The 23653-nt window shown below is 53.3% G+C and carries 21 protein-coding genes; 11 read left to right on the top strand and 10 right to left on the bottom strand.

Annotated elements, in window-relative coordinates:
* The first annotated feature begins 17 nt into the window (after positions 1 to 17).
* The 3 genes from PCI15_RS15315 to PCI15_RS15325 all read left to right on the top strand — a co-directional run bounded on the left by PCI15_RS15315 (position 18) and on the right by PCI15_RS15325 (position 2994).
* A complete protein-coding gene (locus PCI15_RS15315; RefSeq protein WP_271270809.1) occupies positions 18 to 1718 on the top strand; it encodes an AMP-binding protein in 1701 nt (566 codons plus the stop codon).
* Between the two features lie 3 nt (positions 1719 to 1721).
* Positions 1722 to 2561 (top strand): class I SAM-dependent methyltransferase, encoded by an 840-nt coding sequence (locus PCI15_RS15320; protein WP_271270810.1) that lies wholly within the window; start codon positions 1722 to 1724, stop codon positions 2559 to 2561.
* Positions 2562 to 2697: 136 nt separating this feature from the next.
* Entirely contained in the window at positions 2698 to 2994 is a 297-nt protein-coding gene (locus PCI15_RS15325) for a Bor family protein (protein WP_271270811.1), read from the top strand.
* Positions 2995 to 3113: 119 nt separating this feature from the next.
* Here the strand turns inward: PCI15_RS15325 and speB are convergent, their stop codons facing one another.
* Both speB and PCI15_RS15335 read right to left on the bottom strand, forming a co-directional pair.
* Positions 3114 to 4094, bottom strand: a complete 981-nt coding sequence (gene speB, locus PCI15_RS15330) for an agmatinase (RefSeq protein WP_271270812.1) — start codon at positions 4092 to 4094, stop codon at positions 3114 to 3116.
* Positions 4095 to 4272: 178 nt separating this feature from the next.
* Entirely contained in the window at positions 4273 to 5163 is an 891-nt protein-coding gene (locus PCI15_RS15335; protein ID WP_271270813.1) for a LysR family transcriptional regulator, read from the bottom strand.
* Between the two features lie 171 nt (positions 5164 to 5334).
* Between PCI15_RS15335 and dctP the strand changes: the two genes are divergently transcribed.
* The 4 genes from dctP to PCI15_RS15355 all read left to right on the top strand — a co-directional run bounded on the left by dctP (position 5335) and on the right by PCI15_RS15355 (position 8867).
* Complete coding sequence (gene dctP / locus PCI15_RS15340) at positions 5335 to 6351, top strand: TRAP transporter substrate-binding protein DctP (protein ID WP_271270814.1); 1017 nt, start codon at positions 5335 to 5337, stop codon at positions 6349 to 6351.
* A gap of 108 nt (positions 6352 to 6459) precedes the next feature.
* Positions 6460 to 7083 carry a TRAP transporter small permease gene (locus tag PCI15_RS15345; RefSeq protein WP_271270815.1) on the top strand — a complete coding sequence of 208 codons (624 nt, stop codon included), beginning with the start codon at positions 6460 to 6462 and terminating at the stop codon, positions 7081 to 7083.
* A complete protein-coding gene (locus PCI15_RS15350; RefSeq protein ID WP_271270816.1) occupies positions 7080 to 8360 on the top strand; it encodes a TRAP transporter large permease in 1281 nt (426 codons plus the stop codon). The genes PCI15_RS15345 and PCI15_RS15350 overlap by 4 nt, the downstream gene beginning before the upstream one ends.
* 153 nt (positions 8361 to 8513) lie before the next feature.
* Positions 8514 to 8867, top strand: a complete 354-nt coding sequence (locus PCI15_RS15355; protein ID WP_271270817.1) for a HopJ type III effector protein — start codon at positions 8514 to 8516, stop codon at positions 8865 to 8867.
* Positions 8868 to 8935: 68 nt separating this feature from the next.
* Here the strand turns inward: PCI15_RS15355 and PCI15_RS15360 are convergent, their stop codons facing one another.
* The 5 genes from PCI15_RS15360 to PCI15_RS15380 form a co-directional block, all read right to left on the bottom strand.
* Entirely contained in the window at positions 8936 to 9739 is an 804-nt protein-coding gene (locus PCI15_RS15360; protein ID WP_271270818.1) for a sulfite exporter TauE/SafE family protein, read from the bottom strand.
* Between the two features lie 184 nt (positions 9740 to 9923).
* Entirely contained in the window at positions 9924 to 11483 is a 1560-nt protein-coding gene (locus PCI15_RS15365; RefSeq protein WP_271270819.1) for a SulP family inorganic anion transporter, read from the bottom strand.
* Positions 11484 to 11708: 225 nt separating this feature from the next.
* Positions 11709 to 12794 (bottom strand): DNA polymerase IV, encoded by a 1086-nt coding sequence (dinB, locus tag PCI15_RS15370; RefSeq protein WP_271270820.1) that lies wholly within the window; start codon positions 12792 to 12794, stop codon positions 11709 to 11711.
* A gap of 126 nt (positions 12795 to 12920) precedes the next feature.
* Positions 12921 to 13208, bottom strand: a complete 288-nt coding sequence (locus PCI15_RS15375) for a helix-turn-helix domain-containing protein (protein ID WP_271270821.1) — start codon at positions 13206 to 13208, stop codon at positions 12921 to 12923.
* 194 nt (positions 13209 to 13402) lie between these two features.
* A complete protein-coding gene (locus tag PCI15_RS15380) occupies positions 13403 to 16348 on the bottom strand; it encodes a sensor domain-containing protein (protein ID WP_271270822.1) in 2946 nt (981 codons plus the stop codon).
* A gap of 336 nt (positions 16349 to 16684) precedes the next feature.
* Here PCI15_RS15380 and olsF point away from each other — a divergent pair, with 336 nt between their 5' ends.
* The 3 genes from olsF (at position 16685) to PCI15_RS15395 (ending at position 20067) form a co-directional block, all read left to right on the top strand.
* Positions 16685 to 18412 (top strand): bifunctional ornithine lipid synthase OlsF, encoded by a 1728-nt coding sequence (gene olsF, locus PCI15_RS15385; protein WP_271270823.1) that lies wholly within the window; start codon positions 16685 to 16687, stop codon positions 18410 to 18412.
* Positions 18413 to 18639: 227 nt separating this feature from the next.
* The gene (locus tag PCI15_RS15390) at positions 18640 to 19353 is read left to right on the top strand and encodes a VWA domain-containing protein (protein ID WP_271270824.1); all 714 of its coding nucleotides are present in this window, start codon (positions 18640 to 18642) and stop codon (positions 19351 to 19353) included.
* An 18-nt stretch (positions 19354 to 19371) separates the two neighbouring features.
* Positions 19372 to 20067 carry a DnaJ domain-containing protein gene (locus PCI15_RS15395; RefSeq protein ID WP_271270825.1) on the top strand — a complete coding sequence of 232 codons (696 nt, stop codon included), beginning with the start codon at positions 19372 to 19374 and terminating at the stop codon, positions 20065 to 20067.
* A 3-nt stretch (positions 20068 to 20070) separates the two neighbouring features.
* On the opposite strand, the gene PCI15_RS15400 is transcribed toward PCI15_RS15395, so the two are convergent.
* Positions 20071 to 21309: a hypothetical protein gene (locus PCI15_RS15400; protein WP_271270826.1), complete on the bottom strand. Its 1239-nt coding sequence runs from the start codon at positions 21307 to 21309 to the stop codon at positions 20071 to 20073.
* A gap of 210 nt (positions 21310 to 21519) precedes the next feature.
* Between PCI15_RS15400 and PCI15_RS15405 the strand changes: the two genes are divergently transcribed.
* Positions 21520 to 22800, top strand: a complete 1281-nt coding sequence (locus tag PCI15_RS15405) for a sigma 54-interacting transcriptional regulator (protein ID WP_271270827.1) — start codon at positions 21520 to 21522, stop codon at positions 22798 to 22800.
* Between the two features lie 57 nt (positions 22801 to 22857).
* Here the strand turns inward: PCI15_RS15405 and ybaK are convergent, their stop codons facing one another.
* On the bottom strand, positions 22858 to 23331 hold the full coding sequence (ybaK, locus tag PCI15_RS15410) for a Cys-tRNA(Pro) deacylase (RefSeq protein ID WP_271270828.1): 474 nt from the start codon (positions 23329 to 23331) through the stop codon (positions 22858 to 22860).
* A 63-nt stretch (positions 23332 to 23394) separates the two neighbouring features.
* A complete protein-coding gene (locus PCI15_RS15415) occupies positions 23395 to 23613 on the bottom strand; it encodes a DUF3820 family protein (protein ID WP_271270829.1) in 219 nt (72 codons plus the stop codon).
* Positions 23614 to 23653 lie beyond the last annotated feature (40 nt).

Below are 23653 nucleotides of genomic sequence, written 5' to 3' on the forward strand. Positions count from 1 at the left end.
GACAGGGAAACAACACCGTGAGCAACCAGACGACACTTAACACGCCCAGCTATACCAACGGCGCCAGCGCACAGCCTCTGTTAGGCATGACCATTGGCGATAAATTCGATGCCACCTGCGCCCAATATCCGGATAACGACGCCCTGATCGTTCATTTTCAGAACATCTGCTGGGACTACCGCACCCTGAAACAGCAGGTAGATAACTGCGCCCGTGCCCTGCTGAGTCTGGGGGTCAAAACCGGTGACAGAGTGGGCATGTGGTCACCGAACAATGCCCAGTGGCTGGTCACCCAGTTTGCCACCGCCAAGCTCGGTGCCATTCTGGTGAACATTAACCCGGCCTACCGGTTACATGAACTGGAATATGCCCTGAACCAGTCCGGTACCCGTTTTCTGGTGACCGCCGACAGTTTCAAAGCCTCCAACTACACCGCTATGCTGCTGGAACTGGCACCGGAACTGCACCACAGCGAACCGGGCCAGCTTGAGTCTGCCAAGCTGCCGCAACTGCAATGCATCATCAATCTGGCGGATGAACAGCACCCGGGCATGTGGCGCTGGGCGGACTTCCTTGAACAGGCAAGCCACCGCAGCGAAGCAGACGTCGCCGACATTCAGGCCAGCCTGCAGTTTGATGACCCGATCAACATTCAGTACACCTCCGGCACCACCGGCTTTCCGAAAGGCGCCACCCTGAGCCACCACAACATACTTAACAACGGGTTCTTTGTGGCCGAAAGCATGCGCTTTACCGATCAGGACCGCCTGATCGTACCGGTGCCCCTGTACCACTGCTTTGGCATGGTAATGGGCAATCTGGGCTGCATCACCCACGGGGCGACCCTGATCTATCCGACGGAAGGCTTTGAGCCACGGGCGGTACTGGAAGCGGTGGAAAAAGAAAAAGCCACCGCCCTGTTCGGCGTGCCCACCATGTTCATTGCCGAACTGGGGGATGAGCAGTTTGAACAGTATGATCTTTCCAGCCTGCGTACCGGCATTATGGCCGGCTCCATCTGCCCGGCGGAAGTCATGAAAGCCGTCAACTCAAAAATGCACATGCAGGAAGTGCAGATTGCCTACGGCATGACCGAAACCAGCCCGGTCTCCACCCAGACCGCTGCCGACGACCCCTTCGATAAGCGGGTATCCACCGTTGGCCGCAGCCAGCCCCACATTGAAACTAAGATCATCGACCCGGCTAACGGACAGGTGTTACCCCGTGGCGAAATCGGCGAACTCTGTACCCGGGGCTACAGCGTGATGATCGGCTACTGGAACAACCCGGACGCCACCGCCGACGCCATCGACGACCGCGGCTGGATGCACAGCGGCGATCTGGCCACTATGGATGAAGAAGGCTATGTACAGATAGTCGGCCGGATCAAAGACATGGTGATCCGTGGCGGCGAAAACGTCTATCCGAAAGAAGTGGAAGAATTTCTCTACACCCATCCTGACATCATCGATGTTCAGGTCACCGGCGTACCGGATAAAAAATACGGTGAAGAGCTGGTCGCCTGGGTCAAACTGTCTGCTGATGCCGGTGAGGTTTCAGCGGAAAATCTGCAGGCCTTCTGCAAAGGGAAAATCACCCACTTTAAGATTCCCCGCTATTTCAAATTTGTCGAAGAATTCCCGATGACTGTCACCGGTAAAATCCAGAAATTCAAAATGCGGGAGATATCCATCGCTGAACTGGGGCTGGACAACTAACCCATGGTTGCCAGCCACTACAGCGAACAGCTTAACCCGGCAGCGCTGCTGCGCCGGGTACAGGCTGCGTTTCCGAACGGGGCACTGCCCCACCAGTTAGCGGGTATCGATCAGTTACACATTGGCGGGATACAAGCCAGCAAAAAACTGCTGGGCAATCTGGAGACTGATCCCGGCGTTCCCTGTGAAATACTGGAAATAGGTGCCGGTCTTGGCGGGCTGCAGCGCCTGTGTATCAGCCAGTTACCGGAACATCTGTTACTGCACTACACCACTCTGGATATCACCCCCGGTTTCAGCCAGCTGAACCGGGAACTGAACCACTTATGCCGCCACGCATACAATACTGGCCAAAGCAGCGTACTGACCGGTGATGGCCAGCAACTGGCCATAGCCGACAACCAGTTCGATGCTGTTATTCTGCAGCACAGCCTGCTGAATATGCCGGCTCCGCAACGTTGCCTGGCTGAATGCCACCGGGTACTTAAACCTGGCGGGATACTGATTTTGCATGAAGTTTTACGGGGAGATTTACAGCACCCCATCATCTACCCGGTACCCTGGGCCAGTGACGCTACCCACAGCCATCTGATCAGCCCAGCAGTGTTACTCGATCAGTTAAGAGGTGCCGGTTTTCAGATAACCTCCCAACAGGACTGGTCCGCCGAAGCCCTTGAATGGCGTCAGCGGCAAAGCAGGAAAGAAGCTGATATACCCACAGCAGTTGCCAAACTGTCACCGCAGCTGATATTCGGTGCACGTTTCCCGCAAATGGCAGGCAACCTGCTGAGTAATCTTAAAAGCGCTGCCATTCAGGTGTATGAGATCATCGCAGAGAAGTAGCCTTCCCCCCAAACGCCTCATTGCCGCTGGCGCTACACTGTCTTACCGGTTCTGTACAAAGCCTTACAATCTTTCCTGCAGCTTGCCACTAAACTAAGCCGGATACTGACAACCTCTACCGGAAACAGGACAAACCATGAAAAAAACCCTACTGGCGGTGACTGCTGCCACGTTCATCAGCGGCTGTTCAACTCAGACCTTTAACATTAACGGCACAACTGACCACCCGGCGGATAATGAAGCCTCTCAGACGTTTTTCATCAACGGCATCGGTCAGGAAAAAACCACCGATGCAGCGCAGTTATGTGGCGGTGCAGACAAGGTTATCAAGGTTGAAACACAGGAAACCTTTGTTAACGGCTTCCTCGGGCTGATCACACTGGGCATTTATACCCCAAGAGATGCAAGGGTCTACTGTAAACAGGCAGGATAAAAAAACGCACAGCGCCCCCGGTTCAACTGACCGGAGTAGGTCCGCACTGTGCGCTAAGGTGTTTGGAATCTATCGGAGATCAGGCTTCTGTACCCAAGAGTACAGAAGCCTCAGGTGTGTCAGCCGGCCTGTTCGGCACGCTGAGCACGGGCATGGAATACGTAACCCAGCAGGTTCAGCAGAACCTGTGCAGCCAGGATACTGGTGGTGCCGGTGTGGTCGTAATCCGGTGCCACTTCGCACAGATCGATGCCTACAACGTCACCCTGCTGGGCGACCTGCTGCAGGACTTCCATCACTTCGTAGTACTGGAAACCACCATGGCTTGGCGTACCGGTACCCGGTGCAATTGACGGGTCAAAACCGTCGATATCAATAGTGATGTAATAGTTCACATCTTTAGGAATCAGCTTCATCACACCTTCCAGACCCAGACGGCGTACATCACGGACTGAAAGAATGGTTGAGCCGGAATCTTCCGCCAGCTTATGATCGCTGCGGTTAGAAGACGATACGTTGCGGATACCCAGCTGGGTCATACCGCTGATATAGCTCTGCTCAGATGCACGGCGCATCGGGTTACCGTGGCCATAACGCACCCCGTGACGCTCATCCACAAAGTCCAGGTGCGCATCGATCTGAATAATATGGATCGGGCCTTTATTGGCATATTCTTCAAATGCCTTGATGCATGGCGCGTTAACAGAGTGGTCGCCGCCAACAGTGACCGGTAATACACCCGCTTCCAGCATCTTGCGCACGCCGTATTCGATGTTGGCATGACTTTTAACCGTATCGGTATGTACGATATCCGCATCACCGATATCAACAATTTTCACGCCTTCCAGGTACATGGTGTCTTCTTCATAGGAATACGCACCGCCATGACCGAAAGAAAACAGCGTAGACGCCTCACGGACCGAACGGGGTCCCATACGGGCACCGGAACGCCACTGGGTACCGCAATCAAACGGTGCCCCCATAAATGCAACATCACCCTGAATGTTGTCCCAGTCTTCACAGGTAGGACTTTTGGCAAAGGTACAGAATCCGACAAACGGCAGGTTCAGCCGGCCTTTCTCGTAAGCATTATCGCTCATCTTTATTTACTCCTGTTCAGCAACCACTGCGGCTCAATACAACAGGAGACAAATACTCCCGCTGCTAACATTGCCCCCTTTATGTTGTTTTAACCGGGGGATTCAGAGGAGTATTACAAAGAACCTCGCATCAAAAAATATGAAAGTTATGATGCTTATATTTGATTATTTTATGTATCTATTCTGCTTCCAGCCCCAGAACGTCCTCAATATCCTTCACAAAAACCTTCACGATATTACGCACCGCGGGGGAAGCACGCATCGCCAGATAGAACGAAGAATGATGTTCAAGATTAAGGTGATCAATGGCCCGCATCTCGCCACTGTCGACCCATGCCTGGGCATAATGCTCCGGCAGATAGCCCATAAAATGGCCGCTGGTGATCAGCATTGCCTGGGCTTCCATGTTAGTGACAAACGCCGTGTTCTGGATACCCGGCAGATCGGTCTGCTGTAAATACGCCCGGGTGGATACCGGATACTGCTGCAGGGTTTCCCAACTGATGTCTGCCGCCGGCAACTTAAACAAAGGATGATACTGACCGCAATAAAAACCGTGGGCTTCTTTATGTAACAAGCGGTAGGTCAGGGTATTGTCCCGGCGCTGGAACGGGCCGATAGCCACATGAATGTGGCCGTTAAGCAAATCCCGCTCAAGGTCTTCCGGGGGCAACACCTCCAGTTTAATAGAGACGTCGTTATCCCGGCTGAAGAAGCGCTGCAGGGCCGCATTGATCGGAAAGTCCTGATTACTGATAGTGGTGTCGATCAGACCGATCCGCAATGTGCCGGTCAGTCTGTTACGCAGCTCACCGAGATCTGCTTCAAAATCTGAGACGTTGTTCAGCATGCTGCGGCACTTTGCATAGACCAGCTCGCCTTTCTCCGTGAGATTAAAACCGCTGCGGCCCCGCTGGCATAACTGAAAGCCCAGACGGATCTCGAAATCCCGGATATGGGTGCTGATTGCCGGCTGACTCATCCCCAGAGCGGCCTGTGCACTGACAAAACCGCCACATTCCACCACGGTGCAAAAAGTCTGCATGTGTTTCATTGAATACTGCGCCATAATCCGCTCCTTATAACTCTGTAGACCATAATTTACATCAAATTTTATGATGTATACATAGTCAATATTGTATTTTTCAATGCATATACTTTTGCAATACTGATTGTGAATCACATGATTTATGACCGATTTCGCAAACAATAATAAATGCTACGAAGCGAGGCCTGTAAGATGTTCAAGCTAAAGAAAGGGTTAAAAAATCTGGCGGTTACTGCCACTGTTGCCATGCTGCCGGTATTATCCCAGGCAGAAGAGTGGAAGTTCGCCATTGAAGAGATTCCGGGGTCCATCATGGATGCCTACGCCCAGGAGTTTAAGCGTAAAATTGAAACCAAAACCAACGGCGACATTACTGTTAATGTTTACCCGCTGGGTTCACTGGGTACGCCAACCGAAATGGTTGAGCAGGCCGCCGACAGCGTCGTGCACTTCGCCAACGTATCCGTCGGTAACCTGGGTACCATCGTGCCGGAATCTCAGGTATTCCTGCTGCCTTATACCCTGCCTTCTGAGCCGGCAGCCATTTCCGAAATGCTGACCACCAGCAAGGTAATCTACAACGATCTGGGCGAAGATTTCGCCAGCAAGGGTCTGAAACTCCACACTATGTACTCAGAAGGCCCGCAGGTCTGGACGACCAATAAAGAAGTCCGTAAGCCTGCAGATCTGGACAACTTCAAAATGCGGGTAATGGTATCCCCTATCCTGCTGAAGGCATATGAAGATCTGGGTGCTAATCCGACACCGCTGCCATTCGGTGAAGTCTATGGCGCACTGCAGCTGAAGATAGTTGACGGCCAGATTAACCCGGTGCCGACCATCGAAGAGATGAAGTTCTACGAAGTCACCGATTACATGATCTGGGCCGGCGAACAGGAACTGGTTACTACCATTGTGTCCGGTACTGACTGGTACGAAACCCTGAGCCCTGAGAAGCAGCAGCTGATCACAGAAACCATGACCGAAATGCGTGGCTTCATTGATGATGTGGTCACCCGCTTCAACCAGGAAAAGCTGGAAAAAATCAAAGCCGCCAAGCCGGGTATCCAGTTTGTTAAGCTGAGCCCTGAAGAACAGGCAGTATTCCGTGAGCGCAGCAGCAATACTCACGCTGCTTTTACTGACATTGCCGGCGAACGTGGCCAGCAACTGCTTCAGGACCTGCTTGCCGAAGTTAACGCACAATAAGCGTCCCGCCTTACCGGCCGGTTATAATACCGGTCGGTAGCACTCTCCGGATAACGGCAGTGCCCGCTGTTGTCCGGTCTCACTCTAGCTGTCCCCCGGGAGCGTCTTATGTCCCAAGTTTTTGCCAGCATGCTGACACGGCTTGATATCTGGATTGGCCGTATCGAAGCCAGTATCCTCAGCATCGCCATCATCGCTATGGCAACCAACTCCATCGCTAACGTCTTCGGCCGTTATGTGTTTAACCAGAGTTTATATTTCTCCGATGAACTGAATCAGTTTCTCATCGTGATCATCACCTTCATGGGTCTGGGCTACATTACCCGTAAAGGCAAGCACATCCGGATGTCCGCCTTCTACGACATGCTTGCGCCCCGCTGGCAAAAGATATTCATGGTCGTCATTGCGCTGGTCACAGCCATCATGATGTTTGTGCTGGCCTGGTACGCCTTTGAATATGTTCAGAAAATTGCCCGCCGCGGCCGGGTCACACCGGCACTGCAATTCCCCCTGTACCTGACCTATGTCTGGGTTGCACTGGGACTGTTAATCGGTGCTATTCAGTACCTGCTGACGGCAATCAAAAACCTCGATTTGCAGGACGAAACCGTCTACATCTCGTATACCACCGTCGATACCTACGACGACCCTGAAATTACCGAAGCGATCCAGCGTTGCCAGACCGGCAACAGCAGTGATGCCCAGCCGGAGACACAGGAGGCTAAATCATGACGTTAATGATGCTCGGCGTAATGCTGGTCCTGTTACTGGCAGGATTCCCAATGATGATGCCCCTGCTGTGTGCTGCAGTACTGGCATTCGCAATTTACTATCCGGATCTCAGCCTGCAGCTGGTCATCCAGCAGATGATCGGTGGGGTTAAACCCTCTGCCCTGATTGCCGTGCCGATGTTTATTCTGGCGGCGGACATCATCACGCGAGGCCATTCAGCCGACCGTTTAGTGGATGTGGTAATGCGCTTTATGGGCCATATCCGTGGCGGTCTGGCAGTCTCGGTCACCACCGCCTGCGCCATGTTCGGTGCGGTATGCGGCTCGACTCAGGCAACCGTGGTTGCCATTGGCGGCGCGATGCGTCCGCGGATGCTCAAAGCCGGCTACAACGATTCGTTTTCCATCGGCCTGATCATCAACGCAGCAGACCTTGCCTATCTGATTCCGCCGTCTATCGGCATGATCATTTACGGGGTCATCTCCGGCACCTCAATTTCTGAGCTGTTCATCGCCGGCCTCGGCCCGGGGCTGCTGATCATCGTGCTGTTCTCGATGTACTGTATCTGGTACGCCCGACGCCACAATATTCCGGTAGAACCGAAAGCTAACTGGTCACAGCGTTTAACCGCGCTGCGCCGGGCAATGTGGCCGGCAGGTTTCCCGCTGATCGTGGTGGGCGGTATCTACGGCGGTATCTTCAGCCCTACAGAAGCGGCAGCCATCTGTGTACTGTATGCCCTGATACTGGAACTGTGCGTGTTCCGCTCAATCAACCTGAAGGATGTCGCCGACATCGCCCTGTCGACCGGTGCGGTAACCTCAGTGGTATTCATTCTGATTGCCGCCGGTGCCGCCTTCTCCTGGGTGCTGTCTTACGCGCAAATTCCCCAGCAGATCATTGCCTCACTGGGCCTTGAAGGCGCCGGCGTGATTACCACCCTGATCGCCATCAACATCGCCTTCTTCGTCGGCTGTATGTTTGTGGACTCCATCGTGGTTATCCTGATTCTGGTACCGATCTTTGCACCGCTGGTAAAAGCCACCGGACTGGACCCGGTATTGGTGGGTGTGATGATCACTCTGCAGGTGGCCATCGGTGCGGCAACCCCGCCATTTGGCTGTAACATCTTTACCGCCGTTGCGGTATTCCGCCGGCCGTTTGTTGAGGTTATCCGCGGCATTCATCCGTTCCTGATCATCCTGTTTGTGGTCACGGCACTGATGATGGCCTTCCCGGAAATCGCCCTCTGGCCCCGGGATCTGGCCTTCCGTTAACCTCACGTAAATCCTTACATCTGGCAGGGCTTTTTACGCCCTGCCGGACCTCTTCCCCTTTGGTCTTAATAAACTGAAAAATCTACAGTTTTACGCTTCTAAGCCGACAAGGTTAACCGTACAATCAGGACAAACTTTGCATAGGAGCACCCCATGGATCTGAACACCTTCATCCAAAACCTGAACAACGCAGTACAGATGGATTTCGAAGACACCATGGCTGTTATTGAACAGCACTATAACTACACCCCAACCCGTTTCATGAACGGCCTGGGCGATAATCCGGTTGTGAATGAAGCCGGCACAAATGAAGGCTCCTGTAAAATTTTTGCATTCGCCAGCCAGAACAAACTCAGCGAACAGCAAACCCTGAACTGCTTCGGCCGTTTTTACCGTGAAGATGTGCTGAAAAACCCGCAAGGCAGCGACCACGGCAACATCCGTAACTTCATGGAATACGGCTGGGCCGGCATTCAGTTTGAAGGTGAAGCACTGGCGGCTAAATAGCCCCCTGTTACCCGAACACAAAAAAGCAGCCATCAGGCTGCTTTTTTATTATCTGAAGGTTAAGCCCCTTAACTGACCGACAACAGCATCCGCGCGGCCAGCACCAGCAGCAGAACAGCAAAGCCTTTTTTCAGTACCGGCACCGGCAGGCTGTGGGCCAGTTTGGCTCCCAGTGGCGCTGTGGTGAAGCTCAGTGCTGAAATCAGCAGCACCGCGGGGAGATTTACAAAACCAAAGATCAGCCAGCCATTGATGTCCACGGACCAGCCGTTGATCAGGTAGCCGACAGTGCCCGCCAGTGAGATTGGCAAACCGATGGCTGCCGAGGTACCGATGGCCTGTTTAACATCGACGTTATGCCAGCTCAGATACGGCACTGTCAGGGTACCGCCGCCGATGGATACCAGTGCGGAAAACCCTCCGATACCGGTACCGGCGGAGAACAAGCCCCAGAATCCGGGAATCGAACGGCTTGGTTTGGGCTTCTTGTTCAGGAACATCTGAATCGAAACAAATACCAGGAAGCAGGCGAAAAATACCGCCAGAAACACCCCGCTTAACGAGGCCGCCAGAAAGGTCGCCAGAAACGCCCCCAGTACAATCCCCGGGGAGATATTCTTCACCACCGGCCAGATTACCCCGCCCCGACGGTTATGAGCCCGCATACTGGAAACAGAGGTTAAAACAATCGACGCCATTGAGGTGCCCAGTGCCAAATGCACCACCTGTTCCAGCGGGTAGCCCTGCCAGATGAACAGACTGGTCAGCGCCGGTACCATCAGCAAGCCGCCACCGATGCCGAGCAGCCCCGCCAGCACACCGACCACCGAACCCAGTGCGATATAGGCAAATATAAATTCCAGTTCCAGCATCGCTATGCTCACCTCTTATCTGACAATAACCGTTTGAAACCCGGCCACTATTTCAAAACCCGGCGACGAATGCAAAGCCAGATTCATGAGATATATCACGCCAGCCCGTCTTTTCCGGATGGCGGCAACGAAAACAAAAACGCCGGCAAAAAAAGCCGGCGTTTCAGGTTTTTCAGTCGCTGAATCAGGCTAACTTGTCGTCTGCCACTTTGTATTCAGGATCTTCAGCACGGTTGATTTCAACTGCACTGCCAGCCTTTTCCAGCAAGCGGATACATTCCGGGCTGAGGTGACGCAGGTGAATATCGATACCGCCCTTCTGGTAACGCTCCACCAGAGAATCAATGACTTCGATCCCTGAGTGGTCCATTACCCGGCAGTTTTTAAAGTCGATAATCACTTCCTGCGGGTCGTAGCGTGGCGTGAACTGGTCACGGAAATTCTGCACAGAGCTGAAGAACAGAGGGCCATTCGGCTCGTAAATCTTCAGATAACCGTTGTTCTCCATGCTGGTTTCCACACGCATATTTTTCGCATGCTGCCAGGCAAAGACCAGTGCCGATACAATGACACCGACAATCACGGCAATCGCCAGATCCGTCAGTACCGTGACCACTGTCACTGTAATTACCACGAATATATCGGCCCGGGGAATCTTATTAATCAGACGCAGACTGGCCCACTCAAAGGTACCGATTACCACGATAAACATGACGCCAACCAGCGCTGCTACCGGGATAATTTCGATCCAGCTGGAGCCGATCAGAATGAATGTCAGCAGGAATAATGCCGCCGAAATACCTGAGGCACGGCCGGTACCGCCGGAGCTGATGTTGATCATGCTCTGACCGATCATGGCACAACCGCCCATACCGCCAAAGAAGCCAGTCGCCACGTTAGCAACCCCCTGACCGACACATTCCTTGTTACCACGGCCGCGGGTTTCGGTGATCTCATCGATCAGCGTCAGCGTCAGCAGTGACTCGATCAGACCTATTGCCGCCAGAATCAGCGCGTAAGGCACGATAATTTGCAGGGTTTCAAAAGTAATAGGCACCATAGGGATATGGAACTGCGGTAAGCCGCCAGCAATAGAAGCAGCCGGATTACCCGTCATATCAGCCAGTACATCCTGAACACTGCGGGCATCCAGATCCAGGCCGATCACAATGGCGGTGACAGTAATGATGGCCACCAGGGTAGAAGGCAGTGCCTTAGTCAGCTTCGGCAGGAAGTGGATAATGGCCATAGTCAGCGCCACCAGCCCCAGCATCATCATCATGGACTCGCTGTCCAGCCAGGTCAGATTGCCGTCATCGTCCAGCATCTGGAACTGCTTCATCTGGGCCAGGAAGATAACGATCGCCAGACCGTTAACAAAGCCGAGCATCACCGGATGCGGCACCATACGGATAAATTTACCCAGCCGGAACACCCCGGCGAGTATCTGGAATATCCCCATGAGCACCACAGTGGCAAACAGATATTCCACACCGTGCATGGCAACCAGGCTGACCATTACCACCGCCAACGCGCCTGTCGCGCCGGAAATCATACCCGGACGACCGCCAATCGTGGCAGTAATCAGACCAACCATGAAGGCAGCATATAAGCCGACCAACGGTTCTACGCCCGCCACGAAGGCAAAGGCGACAGCTTCCGGCACCAGGGCCAGAGCAACAGTAAGGCCGGAAAGAACATCAGCTTTCAGGCTCTGTGAACGCTTAACTAACAATTGCAGCATAGAATTTATGTGCTCCGGGAAAAATAATTACACCTGTAGCGACAGCGAACCGGCTAAACCGGGCTGTTCGGGTACAAATGACGCAAGAAAGGCGCAGGATTATATAACATCGCAACACTGCAATGACAGCGCCAATTGAAATTTGCCGGAGGATTTAACCATGAAATTATGACAACCGTTATGCAGTGGCATCATAGGATGCGCATCGGCGCTCAGGGGACGGACTCAGTCGAACAGACTCAGCTGTACGCCCTGCCGGGGTTTATGCTCCACCAGCCGGTAACCCAGACCGATCAGCCTTACCGGGCGTTCGCCACGCTGCCAGGCCTGCTCGCATAAATGCCGGTAAAGTGCGAGGTTTGGCGTCGGTGTCGCCTGCTCAACCGTGGTTTGCGAAAAATCATGAAACTTCAGCTTTACAACCGCCCCGCTGATATCCCGTTTATCTTTATGTTTATGATAGCGGCGCTGCAATTCCTGCATCAGCACCGGTAATTGCTGCAAACAGGTATTCAGGTCCTTCAGGTCCTGCGGATAGGTATGTTCAACGCTGACTGATTTACGCTCACGGGATACCTTTACCGGCCGCTCATCAATGCCCCGGGCCAGCTCATATAAGCGTTTACCGAAACGGCCGAAACGGTCAACCAGCTGTGCCAGCGAAAACTGCTTTAACTGGCCACAGGTCTCAATGCCCATTTCATGAAGCTTTGCCGCAGTTACCTTGCCCACGCCGAATATCTTTGCCACCGGCAGGGTTTCAATAAAAGATTCCATTTCATAGGGCGGCACCACAAAAAGGCCATCCGGTTTACGCCAGTCACTGGCGATTTTAGCCAGAAACTTATTCCCTGCCACCCCGGCAGAAATGGTAATGCCGACCTCAGCAAATACCCGGGCGCGGATTTCTTCAGCAATACGGGTCGCACTGCCGCCGCAATGTTCTGAACCGGTGACATCCAGAAAGGCTTCATCCAGCGACAGGGGTTCAATCAGGTCAGTGTAATCCTGATAAATGGCCATAATCTGCTGCGATGCCTGACGGTATTTTTCCATATTACCGGGCAGTAAATGCAAATGCGGGCATTTCACCAGCGCCTTGGCGGTCGACATAGCCGAATGGATACCGAATTCCCGGGCCGGATAATTACAGGTAGAGATAACGCCTCTGCGGTCTGACGCGCCGCCAATAGCAATGGGTATATTTCTCAGAGAAGGATCATCGCGCATTTCAACGGCGGCAAAAAAACAGTCGCAGTCACAATGGATGATTTTACGTGGCGGGCCTGATGTCCCTTTTTCGTCAGACATAAATTACGTTACACAATCAGAGCTGATGGCCTAAGTGTAATGCAACTCACTGTATAAAAAAACAGTGCAAAGCATTTTAGCTGTGCACTGTTTTCATCCCTTTTCCGGTCAGATTCTGTATGGCGCTTAATGACGCTTTAAAGAAGACTCAAGTGATTTCAGGTGGCTGCCGACCCAGGCCGGATCAAACGGGCCCCAGTTATCAATCACATAGTAGCCATCGTTATTTCGGCGGCCATCCTGCTTAAAATGAATTTTGATCCCCAGCCCCGGGATCGCTTTAATGACGTCCTGAATGGTGCGGCGTGGCCAGCCGGTTTCCTGCATCAGCGCAGGCACACTGGGGCGTTCAATCGTGTTAACAAGGTGAGAAATAACTAAACGGCGAGCAAAGGCGGAATTGAATTTTTTCATGATGAGTTCTACATCCCTTTAGAGGTCCTGGTATTTCACTGCATGCGCAGTACCAACAGCGTTTATCCCTTTAGCCCTTCTGCAAGAAAGACCGTTACGCTTGACTCAAGAATAATAATTTTGCAGCACGAATGCTAGGAGCCCCAGAAAAATTTCCGGCAAAGAAACATCAGGAGAGACAGAAAAACGGGCTGCTAAGCAGGCTGCACGTCTTCAGATGACCGGATCAGGTGTATGAAAAGCTCCTGACTGACGGGTTTGCTGTACAGAAACCCCTGCATTCGGTCACAGCCGAGCTGCTGTAGAAGCTCTGCCTGTTCCGGGGTTTCAACCCCTTCAGCCACGGTGGTTAACCCCATCCCCTGGGCCAGTGCAATCACCGAACGGATCAGCGCCGCATCGGCAGAATCCGTCAGTGAGGCGGCGACAAAAGACTTATCAATTTTCAGGGTATTAAATGAATAGCGGCGTAAATAACTGATAGAAGCAAAACCTGTCCCGAAATCATCGATGGATAAACGAATACCGGCCCCGGTAATCTTCTGTATCTGCTCATCCACTTCCGACCAGCGGTTCAGCAACAGGCCCTCGGTAATTTCCAGTTCAAGTACCTGCGGTGACAACTGATGCTGTTCCAGTAATGCCAGCAACCAGTCAGCAAAGCCGTTTTTCTGAAACTGTTTGGGCGACACATTGATACACATCCGGAAATCATCCGGCAGCGAACTGCGCCACTTCAGATACTGTTCCAGCGCCCGCTCAATCACCCACTCACCCAGCTCATTAATCAGGCCAAGGTCTTCCGCCAGTGGAATAAAGTCATCCGGGCTGACATTGGACAGCACCGGGCTGTGCCAGCGTAACAGTACCTCACAGGCAACGATCTCACTTCGCCGGCTACAGGTGATGGGCTGAAAGTGCAGGCTCATCTCTTCAAATTCCAGCGCCCGCTGCAAATGAGTTTCCATGATCATCTGCTGCTGGGCATGCTGGTTCATTTCAGGTGTAAAGAAGTGGTAATCGTTACGGCCTCTGGACTTGGCAATGTACATCGCAGCATCCGCGTTGCGCAGCAGGGTTTCTGCACTGTCCCCGTCCTGCGGATAAACAGCGCCTCCCAGAGACGCCGTGACAAACAATTCATGCTCATCAATGTACACCGGCGCATTGAAGGCCCGGAGTACTTTTTCAATGATCCGCTCTGCCACGGAAATTTCGTCGATATCATCCATGATCAGCAGAAACTCATCCCCGCCAAACCGGGCGATGATATCTTCGCTGCGGACAGCTTCTTTCAGAAGTTCTGCCACGCTGCTCAGGAAACGGTCACCGGTACTGTGTCCGAAACTGTCATTGATACGTTTAAAGTGATCCAGATCGATGAATATAACCAGTACATGGGTACCCCGCTTTTTTGCCAGCTTGATACTGTTCGTCAGGCGCTGCATCGCAACCATCCGGTTCGGTAATCCTGTGACCGCATCATATTTGGCCTGAAACGCCAGCTGCTGTTCCTGCTGTTTATGCCGGGTTATATCTTCCATGATGCAGACATAATGGGTGATCTGATGATCATCGCCGGTAATCGGCGCAATGCTGGTCAGCGCCCAGAACTCTTCTTTATTCGCCCGGTGATTCAGCAGCTCTCCCCGCCACGGCAATCCCTGATGCAGATTTTCCCACAGGCCGGCATAAATATGCTCCGGCATTTTGCCGGATTTCAGAATCCGCGGCGTTTCGCCAATCGCAACCTGGCTGTCATAGCCCGTGCTGGCTTCAAAGGCCGGATTCACATACTCGATAACGCCCTGCTGGTTGGTAATCAGAATCGCGGACGGGCTTTGTTCAACCACCGTCGATAGCTGGCGTAACTTCAGCTCCCGGCGGTTACGGCTGGTGATATCGGAAATAAACCCGACAAAGCCGCGGGTTTTACCCTGCTCATTCAGCCGGTAATTAATATTCACCTGAATATCGATCACACTGCCGTCCTGCCGGATACCTTTGCGGCTGTAAGTATCCAGGTGGGGGAACTCATCCACCATCCGGGTCAGTTTCCGGCTGTAATACTCCCGTTCCTCTGTCAGCATGGTTTCACTGATTGACCGGCCTACCATCCGGTCCGGCGGATAGGCAAATATCTGGTGGGCTTTGGGGTTGGCAAAAATGACCACCCCTTCAAGGTTGATCTCAATGATGCCGTAGGGCGATGCGTCGACCAGCGCCCGGAAGCGCATCTCGTTATCTATGACCTGATTCTGGCTGTTAATCAGTTCGGTCATATCCTGAACAACCCCTCTGATCAGGGTCACTTCCCTGAAAGGGTCGGTTACCGGCTCCGCCTGAATATGCAACCAGCGGGTCGAGCCGGTCGGGTGCTTCAGCCGCACCAGACAGGTATCCATCAACTTGCGGGTCAGCACCTTTTCCGTCAGGCCCTGTAGCTGTTCACGGTCTTCAGTAAACAGTTTCTCAAGTACATCACTTAAAAAGGCACTGCGCTGGGAGTGCAGCCCGAACAGGCTCCGTGCCTGCGCCGAGCAGCTGAGCTGCCGGCTCTGCACGTCAAGCGTCCAGCCGCCGAGGCTGGCGAGGCTCTGAATACGCTGTAACTGATCATTGCTGTCACGCAGGCGTTTGGAAAGGCTCAGCCGGGTAAGTTCAGATTCAACCCGGTTAATCAGCACCGGTAATAAACGCATCAGCCCGGAGGCCACCTTAAGCCGCCCGCGGGAGGCAACCAGCAGGTTACCCATGGGCCGATCGTCATGATCACACAGGGGAATACCAAGATAACCGTCCATCTCCAGCCTGTTAAGCATATCCGCCTGGGGATAACGCATCATGGCACCCTCAGGGATATACAGGACCTTTCGCCCTTTCAGGTCAAAACAGGGGGTATTTTCAAGACGATAATAAATGTTCGCGGCAGGTACGCCGTCAAGGCGAAGCGCCAGACTGGTGGCGTTATTCGGGTTTTCGTGATCCAGCAGAGACACCATTGCCAGGTCAGCACCCAGTGCTTTTGCCAACCCGTTAACCAGCCCCTGAAAAAAGGCTTCGTCATACAGGTTAGCCACTCCATCGATCAACTGCTGAAATAACCGTGAAGCATCCGTATCAATAAGATCAGAGGTCACAATAAGTCCTTTTCGGAGTGCCCTTCAGATCCGGATAACCAAGCTACTAAAGCCGGCAGACACTCTTAGTCTGGATGCTGGCGTCTGATTCTGCCGGAAGCCCGGCAATACAACCAATACACAATGAATAAAGATAACGTCCGACGCATCGCATCAATTTACCTGAAACTATAGGCAAGACAGCCAATTGTAAAGCCCCTGTTCACCTAAGCGGGTACCCTGCTGCCCTGAATTAACAGGGGATTTAACCGGAATGTCATAAACCGGCAAGCGAACTGTCACCGGGTAACTCTACATTATCTGCTACTTTTCCACGCAGATTAAGGTTCAGATTCCGTGATCAATGTCGAACAGATCATCCGTGATAAATACCCCGCTTTCATGACCAAACCGGCACCGGTCCGCAGGCCTGCTTTATATTGTCTGCGGCGGCTGTTCCATGAATCTGAAGTCAACAGCTTTCTGGAACAGCACAGTCACTGCGAAGGCTTTGAGTTTATTGACCGGGTGCTGGATTACTTTAACTTCAGCTACAGCCTGAGTAACACTGACCGCCTGAATATCCCCGCCAGCGGCCGGGTCGTGATAATCGCCAACCACCCACTGGGGGCGCTGGACGGTCTGGCTCTGATCAAACTGGTGGGCGAAGTCCGCCGTGATGTAAAAATTATCGCCAACGACATGCTGGCAAACTTCGCCCCGCTGGCACCGGTATTACTGCCGGTCGATAACATCAGTAAAACAACCCGCAAGCAGGACATCGCCAATATCACTGAGGCCCTGCGCAATGAAGAAGCGGTGATCGTCTTTCCCGCCGGCGAAGTTTCCCGAGCAGGACTGACCGGCATTAAAGACAGCAAATGGAACAGTGGCTTTTTGCGCTTTGCCCGCCAGACTAACAGTCCCGTGCTGCCGGTATACATCGGCGGGAAAAACTCACCGCTGTTTTACGGCTTATCAATGATAAACCGGAGTATGTCTTCGGTGCTGTTACCCCATGAAATGTTCAACAAACACGCTGCCGTTTTACCGATTAAAGTTGGCGAACCGGTTGCCTATAGCCAGATTGACAAGCTGCCCCTGAATAACCGGGAAAAAGTAAAACTGATCAGGCGTCATCTTTACCGGCTGGCCAGGGGCAAAAAGCCTTTATTCATCACTGAGAAAACCATCAGCCATCCGCAGGACCGGCAGGCCCTGAAACAGGAACTGCGGGGCAGCGAATTGCTGGGCGAAACCGCTGACGGCAAGAAAATCTATCTGTTTGATTACCGGGCCGACTCCGCGGTCATCGCCGAAATCGGGCGACTGCGGGAGATAGCATTTCGCCGGGTGGGTGAAGGCACCGGAGAACGGACAGATCTCGACCACTATGATCCCCATTACCGCCATCTGATACTCTGGGACGATGAAAATCTGGAAATCGCCGGCGCGTACCGTCTGGCTGAAATCTGGCGTCAGCAGCCCGGTAACAGCCAGCAACATCTCTACAGCGCCAGCCTGTTCAGTTACTCAGACAATATGCAGCCCTATTTTCAGCAGGGCATCGAGCTGGGGCGCAGCTTTGTGCAACCTCAGTACTGGGGCAAACGCAGTCTGGATTATCTCTGGTACGGCATTGGCGCATACCTGAAACGCCATCCGCAGGTGCGCTATATGTTTGGCCCGGTCAGCCTGAGCAATGCCTATCCTGATGATGCCAAGAATCTGCTGGTGAGTTTTTACCGGCACTATTTTCCGGACCCGGATAATCTTGCAGCCTCCCATACGCCTTACCAACCGGACCCTGCCACAGAAGCACAGTGGCAGGCAGTGTTCAGCGGTGATAACTACAAAGATGATTTCAGGGAGCTCAAACACCAGATGGATTTCTGGAACCTGACAGTTCCGACGCTCTATAAACAGTATGCGGATGTCTGCCATGCCGGCGGGGTGCGCTTTCTGGACTTCGGTGTCGACGCCGGTTTCAACCACTGTATCGACGGTCTGGTACTGGTCGATATGCACTATCTGAAAGACAAAAAGCGCCAGCGTTATATCGGTGACCCGGTCAGCAATGACTGACCACTGACCACTGAGTTGACCATCACCTGAGCCAGCACAGAGCCGCTCCCCCGGCCCGGGCAACGCACTGCCCGGGTTTGCACTTAGCAGCATGACTCAATACCCTGATCAGTCATGAAAGCCTGCCCGGCTGAAAAATCCGGGGAAACTTCTTTTCATCCCACCGTTCTATACTTGAAAGAGGCCCGCAGGAAACCCGCCTGCACCGACAATCACGGAGCCAGCGCATGTCAGACAAGTCATCTTTGCCACAGAAAACCTCCAGTAACCAGGAAATTGAAGCTTTTCTGGAACAGGTTCAGAAAAGTCCGGCAATCATCAGCTCCGGCGGTCAGGGGCGGCTGATTTTTTCACTGGACGCCACCGCCAGCCGGGAACGCACCTGGGATCAGGCCTGCCAGATCCAGAACCAGATGTTTCTGGAATGTCAGTCACTGGGGGGCATCTCAATACAACTTTGCCATTATGCCGGCTTTGATCATTTCGCCGCATCTGAGTGGATGAACACCCCGGATGCCCTGCTCAGCCAGATGCGTAACGTCCACTGTATCGGCGGCCATACCCAGATAGCCCGGCTCCTGCAGCATGTACTCCGCGAAATACGTCAGCAACCGGTACAGGCGCTGGTATTTGTCGGAGACTGTGTTGAAGAACCGGTGGATTTTCTCTGTCAGCTGGCCGGTCAGGCCGGATTATTAGGCACGCCGATTTTTATTTTTCATGAAGGCCGTGATATAACCGCTGCCCAGGCTTTCCGTCAGATGGCCAAAGTATCAAACGGCGCTTACTGCCGTTTTGACAGCAGCAGTGTTGCCCAGCTGCGGGCGCTACTGAGCGCCGTGGCGGTTTATGCCGCTGGCGGTCGTCAGGCACTGGAACATTTTGCAGACCAGGCCGGCGGCGAAGTAAAACGCCTCAGTCAGCAACTGGGGCACAAATAATTAACCCGGGAATCTGCCGTGAATCCAGTCTACTTTTTTATTCTCAGCGCGTTGTTTGCTGTCTGGTTTATCTGGACCCGCCGGCAACCCCCACAACAGCGCCGCCAGACCAATATAAAGTTGCTGATCTTCATTCTCGGCATTCTGATTTTTTATCTGATTCTGGCCGGTAAACTGCACTGGCTGGGCGCAGCCGTTGCCGTGGCCCTGCCTTTTATTCGCAGGCTGTGGCCCTTCCTGCCATTTATTGGCCGTTTTCTGCAGCAAAGACGCAACCGTCAGGGAGGCAATACCTCAGCGGTAGACACCCCGATCCTGCATATGGAGCTGGATCATGACAGCGGCATTATGTTTGGCACCGTGCTGGAAGGCCCGCTGAAAGACCGCCAGCTCGGCGACATGACCGAGCAGGAATTTCTGCAGTTACTTGATTATTGCCGCCAGCATGATCAGCAGTCAGCCCGCCTGCTGGAAACCTATCTGGATAAACGCTTCGGAGACAGCTGGCGGGACGACGACCAGCACACCGGCGACGCCCCTCTGAGCGAAGTCGAAGAGGCTTATCAGATTCTGGGGCTGGAAAAAGGCGCCAGCGAACAGGAGATCATTGCAGCCCACCGCCGTCTGATGCAGAAAATGCATCCCGACCGGGGTGGCAGTGATTATCTGGCCGCGAAAATTAATCAGGCAAAAGATGTACTGATGAAACGCTAGCAACTATTCCAGCTCGAGCAGCTCAATTTCCTGAACCGGCTGCTCATTTGCCTGCACCGTCACTGCATCAAAACTGAAAGTCCGCACTTCCTGGCTGTACTGATTCTTCTGCCCGGCAGTATCTGCCTCGGATAACACCTGTGGTTCAGCTGTTTCCCGGGGCTTAGCCTCCGGCTGATTACGCCAGACCAGCGGGCTTTGCATCCAGCGCTGAAAACGGGCACCTTCCGGCAGCCCGGCAAGCCTGCCGCCCTGCAACTGATACATTGCCCGGTTCAGCCGTTTAAAAATTAACAAAAAGGCCTTCCCGGACACATCCGACATCGTCAGCACCAGCTTCTGCGACTCAAGCAACTGCCAGGTACCCCGTTCCGTGACCGCATGGTTCTGCTGCCGGTGAACCAGACTCACCCGGCCATCTTTATGCAGTTTTAATAATGCCTCAGTATCGCCGGTACGAAACTTATAAAACCCACTGACCATATCTTCCGCCGGCTCCCCCTGCCGTGCACAACCAATGTATTCATTGCCATACAACAGCATACTGGCGCGAAAATTCAGCAGGGTGCCGTTTTCCGGATCAATACACCGGCCGGGCTTAAGGGCGATTTTAAACTCAGGAATGCCTCTGGCAGACACCACACTGGCAAAGGTTTGCTCTCTGCTCAGCGCGCCGCTACTGCGGGCACCGGCAGTAAACGCTTCAGCGCCGGAACCGTCCGGGAGTTGCCTGCTGACCGGAAAACTGTAACTGCCCAGTGGTTCAACACTCTGCACCCGGACACCGTTCTCCTGAATATCCGCCACCCAGTAAGGTGAAGAACTGGCCGCCCTGAAACTGACATTGGACAAATCGAAGAAGCAGGTGCTTTCAGTTCCCCCGGCCACCTGTAATTCTGAAACACTGACCCGGTTCTGTGCATCGGCCTGGGCCGCCAGAAACTCCATATACACCGGCAGGCCATCAGCGCCTAACTGGCGGTAAAACCGCTGCACACTGCCATCTGACGTATTATCAATCAGCGGCCACCAGCCGGTATCAAAACAGGGACGGAAACGTAACTGATCATCTTTTAACTGCACAATGCCACGTAATTCAAGCGCCTGATCAGACGTCAGGGTAACCGGCTTACAGCCCGCTAACAGAAACAGCAGGCACAGTGTTTCAAACAGCCGCCAGCGACCGGCAATCGCGAAACGTTTGTCATATGATAGCCTTGCTGCGCTGTTAGAATGACACACAGAACCCCCTTTACAGCTCTGTCTCAGATTTAAAAACACTAAAAAATACAGTATCTTAACAACCAACCGACTCATCCTCTAGCGGGCAGCTTTCTTTCTTGAGATAAAGATAAAAAAAGCCGGAATATTCCCCTTAAACCGCATCTGTATATTGATGCCGTAAACGGATCGGTTACAATGATTATAGGTCGTTCAGGAAAAATCCCCATTATGCAGATGCAACATCGTATCCTGTTACTGGCAGATACACCGCAAACTATCCGTCGCTGGCACCTGTGTCTCAGCGCTCAGGGATATGCCGTCAGTCATATAAATACTATCCGCCAACTGGATAGCCAGGACAGGTTTGACCAGTTACTGGTGGACCTTTCGACCCCACTTTCGGACGAATTACTCAGTCTTATTCCCATCCGTAAAACCATTCTGCTGGGGCAGGTCGCTGAAGCTGCAGCAAACAAGCTGCTGATGCTGGATAAAACCGTCCCGGAAGCGGAAGTTCTGGCACTCATCCGTGAACAGCTCCACGGCACTGAATCAGCCCAGCCCGAACTGCTCAACACCCGCCTTGGCCCGGTTCTCAGCCCGGCTATGCAGGCAACACTGCAGCAAACCCGGCGCATTGCTGCCGCCAGCAATCACCTGACAATTACCGGCGCTGCCGGCAGCGGCAAAAGCAGCATCGCCAGAACCCTGCACGCCGCCAGCAAGTTTGCCGACCAGCCGCTCACCGAACTGAACTGTGCTCAGTTGTCCGGCAGCCTGATCGGTAAAACCCTGTTTGGCGACCCGGAACTGAACGTAGCGGCAGCCGCAGAGCAACCCGGAACAACCCTGTTACTGCAGCATATTGAACAACTGGATTTCCGTTTACAGATCCAGCTCAGCGTCTGTCTGGAACAGAGTGAATCCCCGGCCCGTATCATTGCCACCACCTGTTGTGATCCTGATGCGCTGTTTACCGGCGGACAACTGGCAGCCGACCTCTTTTACCAGATCAGTGACATCTGCCTGCAGGTACCGGATCTGCAGTCCCGCAGTGAAGACATCCCCCTGCTGGCAGAATATTTTCTGCGCAGTGAAGACAGCCGCCCGACCCTGAGCAACAGTGCCAAACAGTTACTGTTACACGAACCCTGGGCAGGCAATGTTGCCCAGCTGAAACGTTGCATGGAAAACCTGCTTCAGGAACAGGAAGGTGGACAGCCAGACAGAAGCGTTCAGGCCGGGGAGATCCTCGCGGTACTGGAAGACATTGCCCCGCAGATCCCTTCATTCAGCCAGGCGCGGGCAGAATTTGAACGTAATTATCTGATCCGCATGCTGACATTTACCTCAGGCAAAGTCAGCAAAGCAGCCCGGCTGGCCCAGCGGAACCGGACAGATTTCTATAAATTACTGGCAAAACATGAACTGAACGCGGCGGATTTCAAAGAGACAGCGGCCCCCACTTCAGCAACCACGGCCAAAACCAAACTGTCAAAAACCGCCTGAAAACACAGGCTTTTTCAGCACTATACGCCTGACCTGCCGGCATCACCGGCAGTGTACTTACCCCGTCAGGTCAGCAAACTGCCCCCGGGTCAGTAACAGTAAATCGCTGGCCGCCAACTCGATTTCCAGCCCCCGTTTACCCGCGCTGACAAACACCGCCGGCCAGTGCTCAGCCGTTTTATCCAACAGGGTCGGCAGGGCTTTCTTCTGCCCCAGCGGGCTGATGCCCCCCAACAGATAACCGGAACTTCGCTGCGCCGCCTGCGGGTCTGCCATGGCAATCTTTTTAACCTTAAAGGCTTTCGCCGCGGCCTTCAGATTCAGCTGGCCTGCAACCGGCACAATGGCGACCCCCAGCTGCTTGTTATCGCCGTTAAGCGCCACCATCAGGGTTTTATACACCTGAGCAGGATCAATCTGCAGCGCCGCAGCGGCTTCCTCACCATAGGAGGCACATGCCGGATCATGGGTATAACTGTGCACCTGATGCACAATGCCACGCTTCTCTGCCAGCGTAATTGCGGGGGTCATACAATGCCTTACTTTCTGATCACTGAAAAAAAACCGGCTGATTTCCCTGCCGGGTACGGTATTTTAACGTCGCCGTAACGGTTCAAGGATATCCTCAAGACCGTTGAGTTTTATTTCGTATAACAGCTGCAACAACATACCGATTTCGCCGGCGGGAAAGCCCTTACCGGAAAACCAGACCAGATAAGGTTCCGGCAGATCCATCAGCACCCGCCCCTGATACTTGCCAAACGGCATCTTCATGGTGGCAAGTTTTTCGATATGTTTCGTGGTTAAATCCATGGGCGTTTCCGGTCCGGGGTGACAATCAAAATCAAACCCA

The sequence above is a fragment of the Aliamphritea hakodatensis genome, from assembly GCF_024347195.1.
In the GTDB taxonomy this organism is placed as follows: Bacteria; Pseudomonadota; Gammaproteobacteria; order Pseudomonadales; family Balneatricaceae; genus Amphritea; species Amphritea hakodatensis.

What these genes read in the sequence shown, in the direction of transcription:
- PCI15_RS15320 (WP_271270810.1), top strand. Translation starts at nt 1,722, where the DNA reads ATGGTTGCCAGCCACTACAGCGAACAGCTTAACCCGGCAGCGCTGCTG.
- PCI15_RS15325 (WP_271270811.1), top strand. Translation starts at nt 2,698, where the DNA reads ATGAAAAAAACCCTACTGGCGGTGACTGCTGCCACGTTCATCAGCGGC.
- speB (WP_271270812.1), bottom strand. Translation starts at nt 4,094, where the DNA reads ATGAGCGATAATGCTTACGAGAAAGGCCGGCTGAACCTGCCGTTTGTC.
- PCI15_RS15335 (WP_271270813.1), bottom strand. Translation starts at nt 5,163, where the DNA reads ATGGCGCAGTATTCAATGAAACACATGCAGACTTTTTGCACCGTGGTG.
- dctP (WP_271270814.1), top strand. Translation starts at nt 5,335, where the DNA reads ATGTTCAAGCTAAAGAAAGGGTTAAAAAATCTGGCGGTTACTGCCACT.
- PCI15_RS15345 (WP_271270815.1), top strand. Translation starts at nt 6,460, where the DNA reads ATGTCCCAAGTTTTTGCCAGCATGCTGACACGGCTTGATATCTGGATT.
- PCI15_RS15350 (WP_271270816.1), top strand. Translation starts at nt 7,080, where the DNA reads ATGACGTTAATGATGCTCGGCGTAATGCTGGTCCTGTTACTGGCAGGA.
- PCI15_RS15355 (WP_271270817.1), top strand. Translation starts at nt 8,514, where the DNA reads ATGGATCTGAACACCTTCATCCAAAACCTGAACAACGCAGTACAGATG.
- PCI15_RS15360 (WP_271270818.1), bottom strand. Translation starts at nt 9,739, where the DNA reads ATGCTGGAACTGGAATTTATATTTGCCTATATCGCACTGGGTTCGGTG.
- PCI15_RS15365 (WP_271270819.1), bottom strand. Translation starts at nt 11,483, where the DNA reads ATGCTGCAATTGTTAGTTAAGCGTTCACAGAGCCTGAAAGCTGATGTT.
- dinB (WP_271270820.1), bottom strand. Translation starts at nt 12,794, where the DNA reads ATGTCTGACGAAAAAGGGACATCAGGCCCGCCACGTAAAATCATCCAT.
- PCI15_RS15375 (WP_271270821.1), bottom strand. Translation starts at nt 13,208, where the DNA reads ATGAAAAAATTCAATTCCGCCTTTGCTCGCCGTTTAGTTATTTCTCAC.
- PCI15_RS15390 (WP_271270824.1), top strand. Translation starts at nt 18,640, where the DNA reads ATGTCAGACAAGTCATCTTTGCCACAGAAAACCTCCAGTAACCAGGAA.
- PCI15_RS15405 (WP_271270827.1), top strand. Translation starts at nt 21,520, where the DNA reads ATGCAGATGCAACATCGTATCCTGTTACTGGCAGATACACCGCAAACT.
- ybaK (WP_271270828.1), bottom strand. Translation starts at nt 23,331, where the DNA reads ATGACCCCCGCAATTACGCTGGCAGAGAAGCGTGGCATTGTGCATCAG.
- PCI15_RS15415 (WP_271270829.1), bottom strand. Translation starts at nt 23,613, where the DNA reads ATGGATTTAACCACGAAACATATCGAAAAACTTGCCACCATGAAGATG.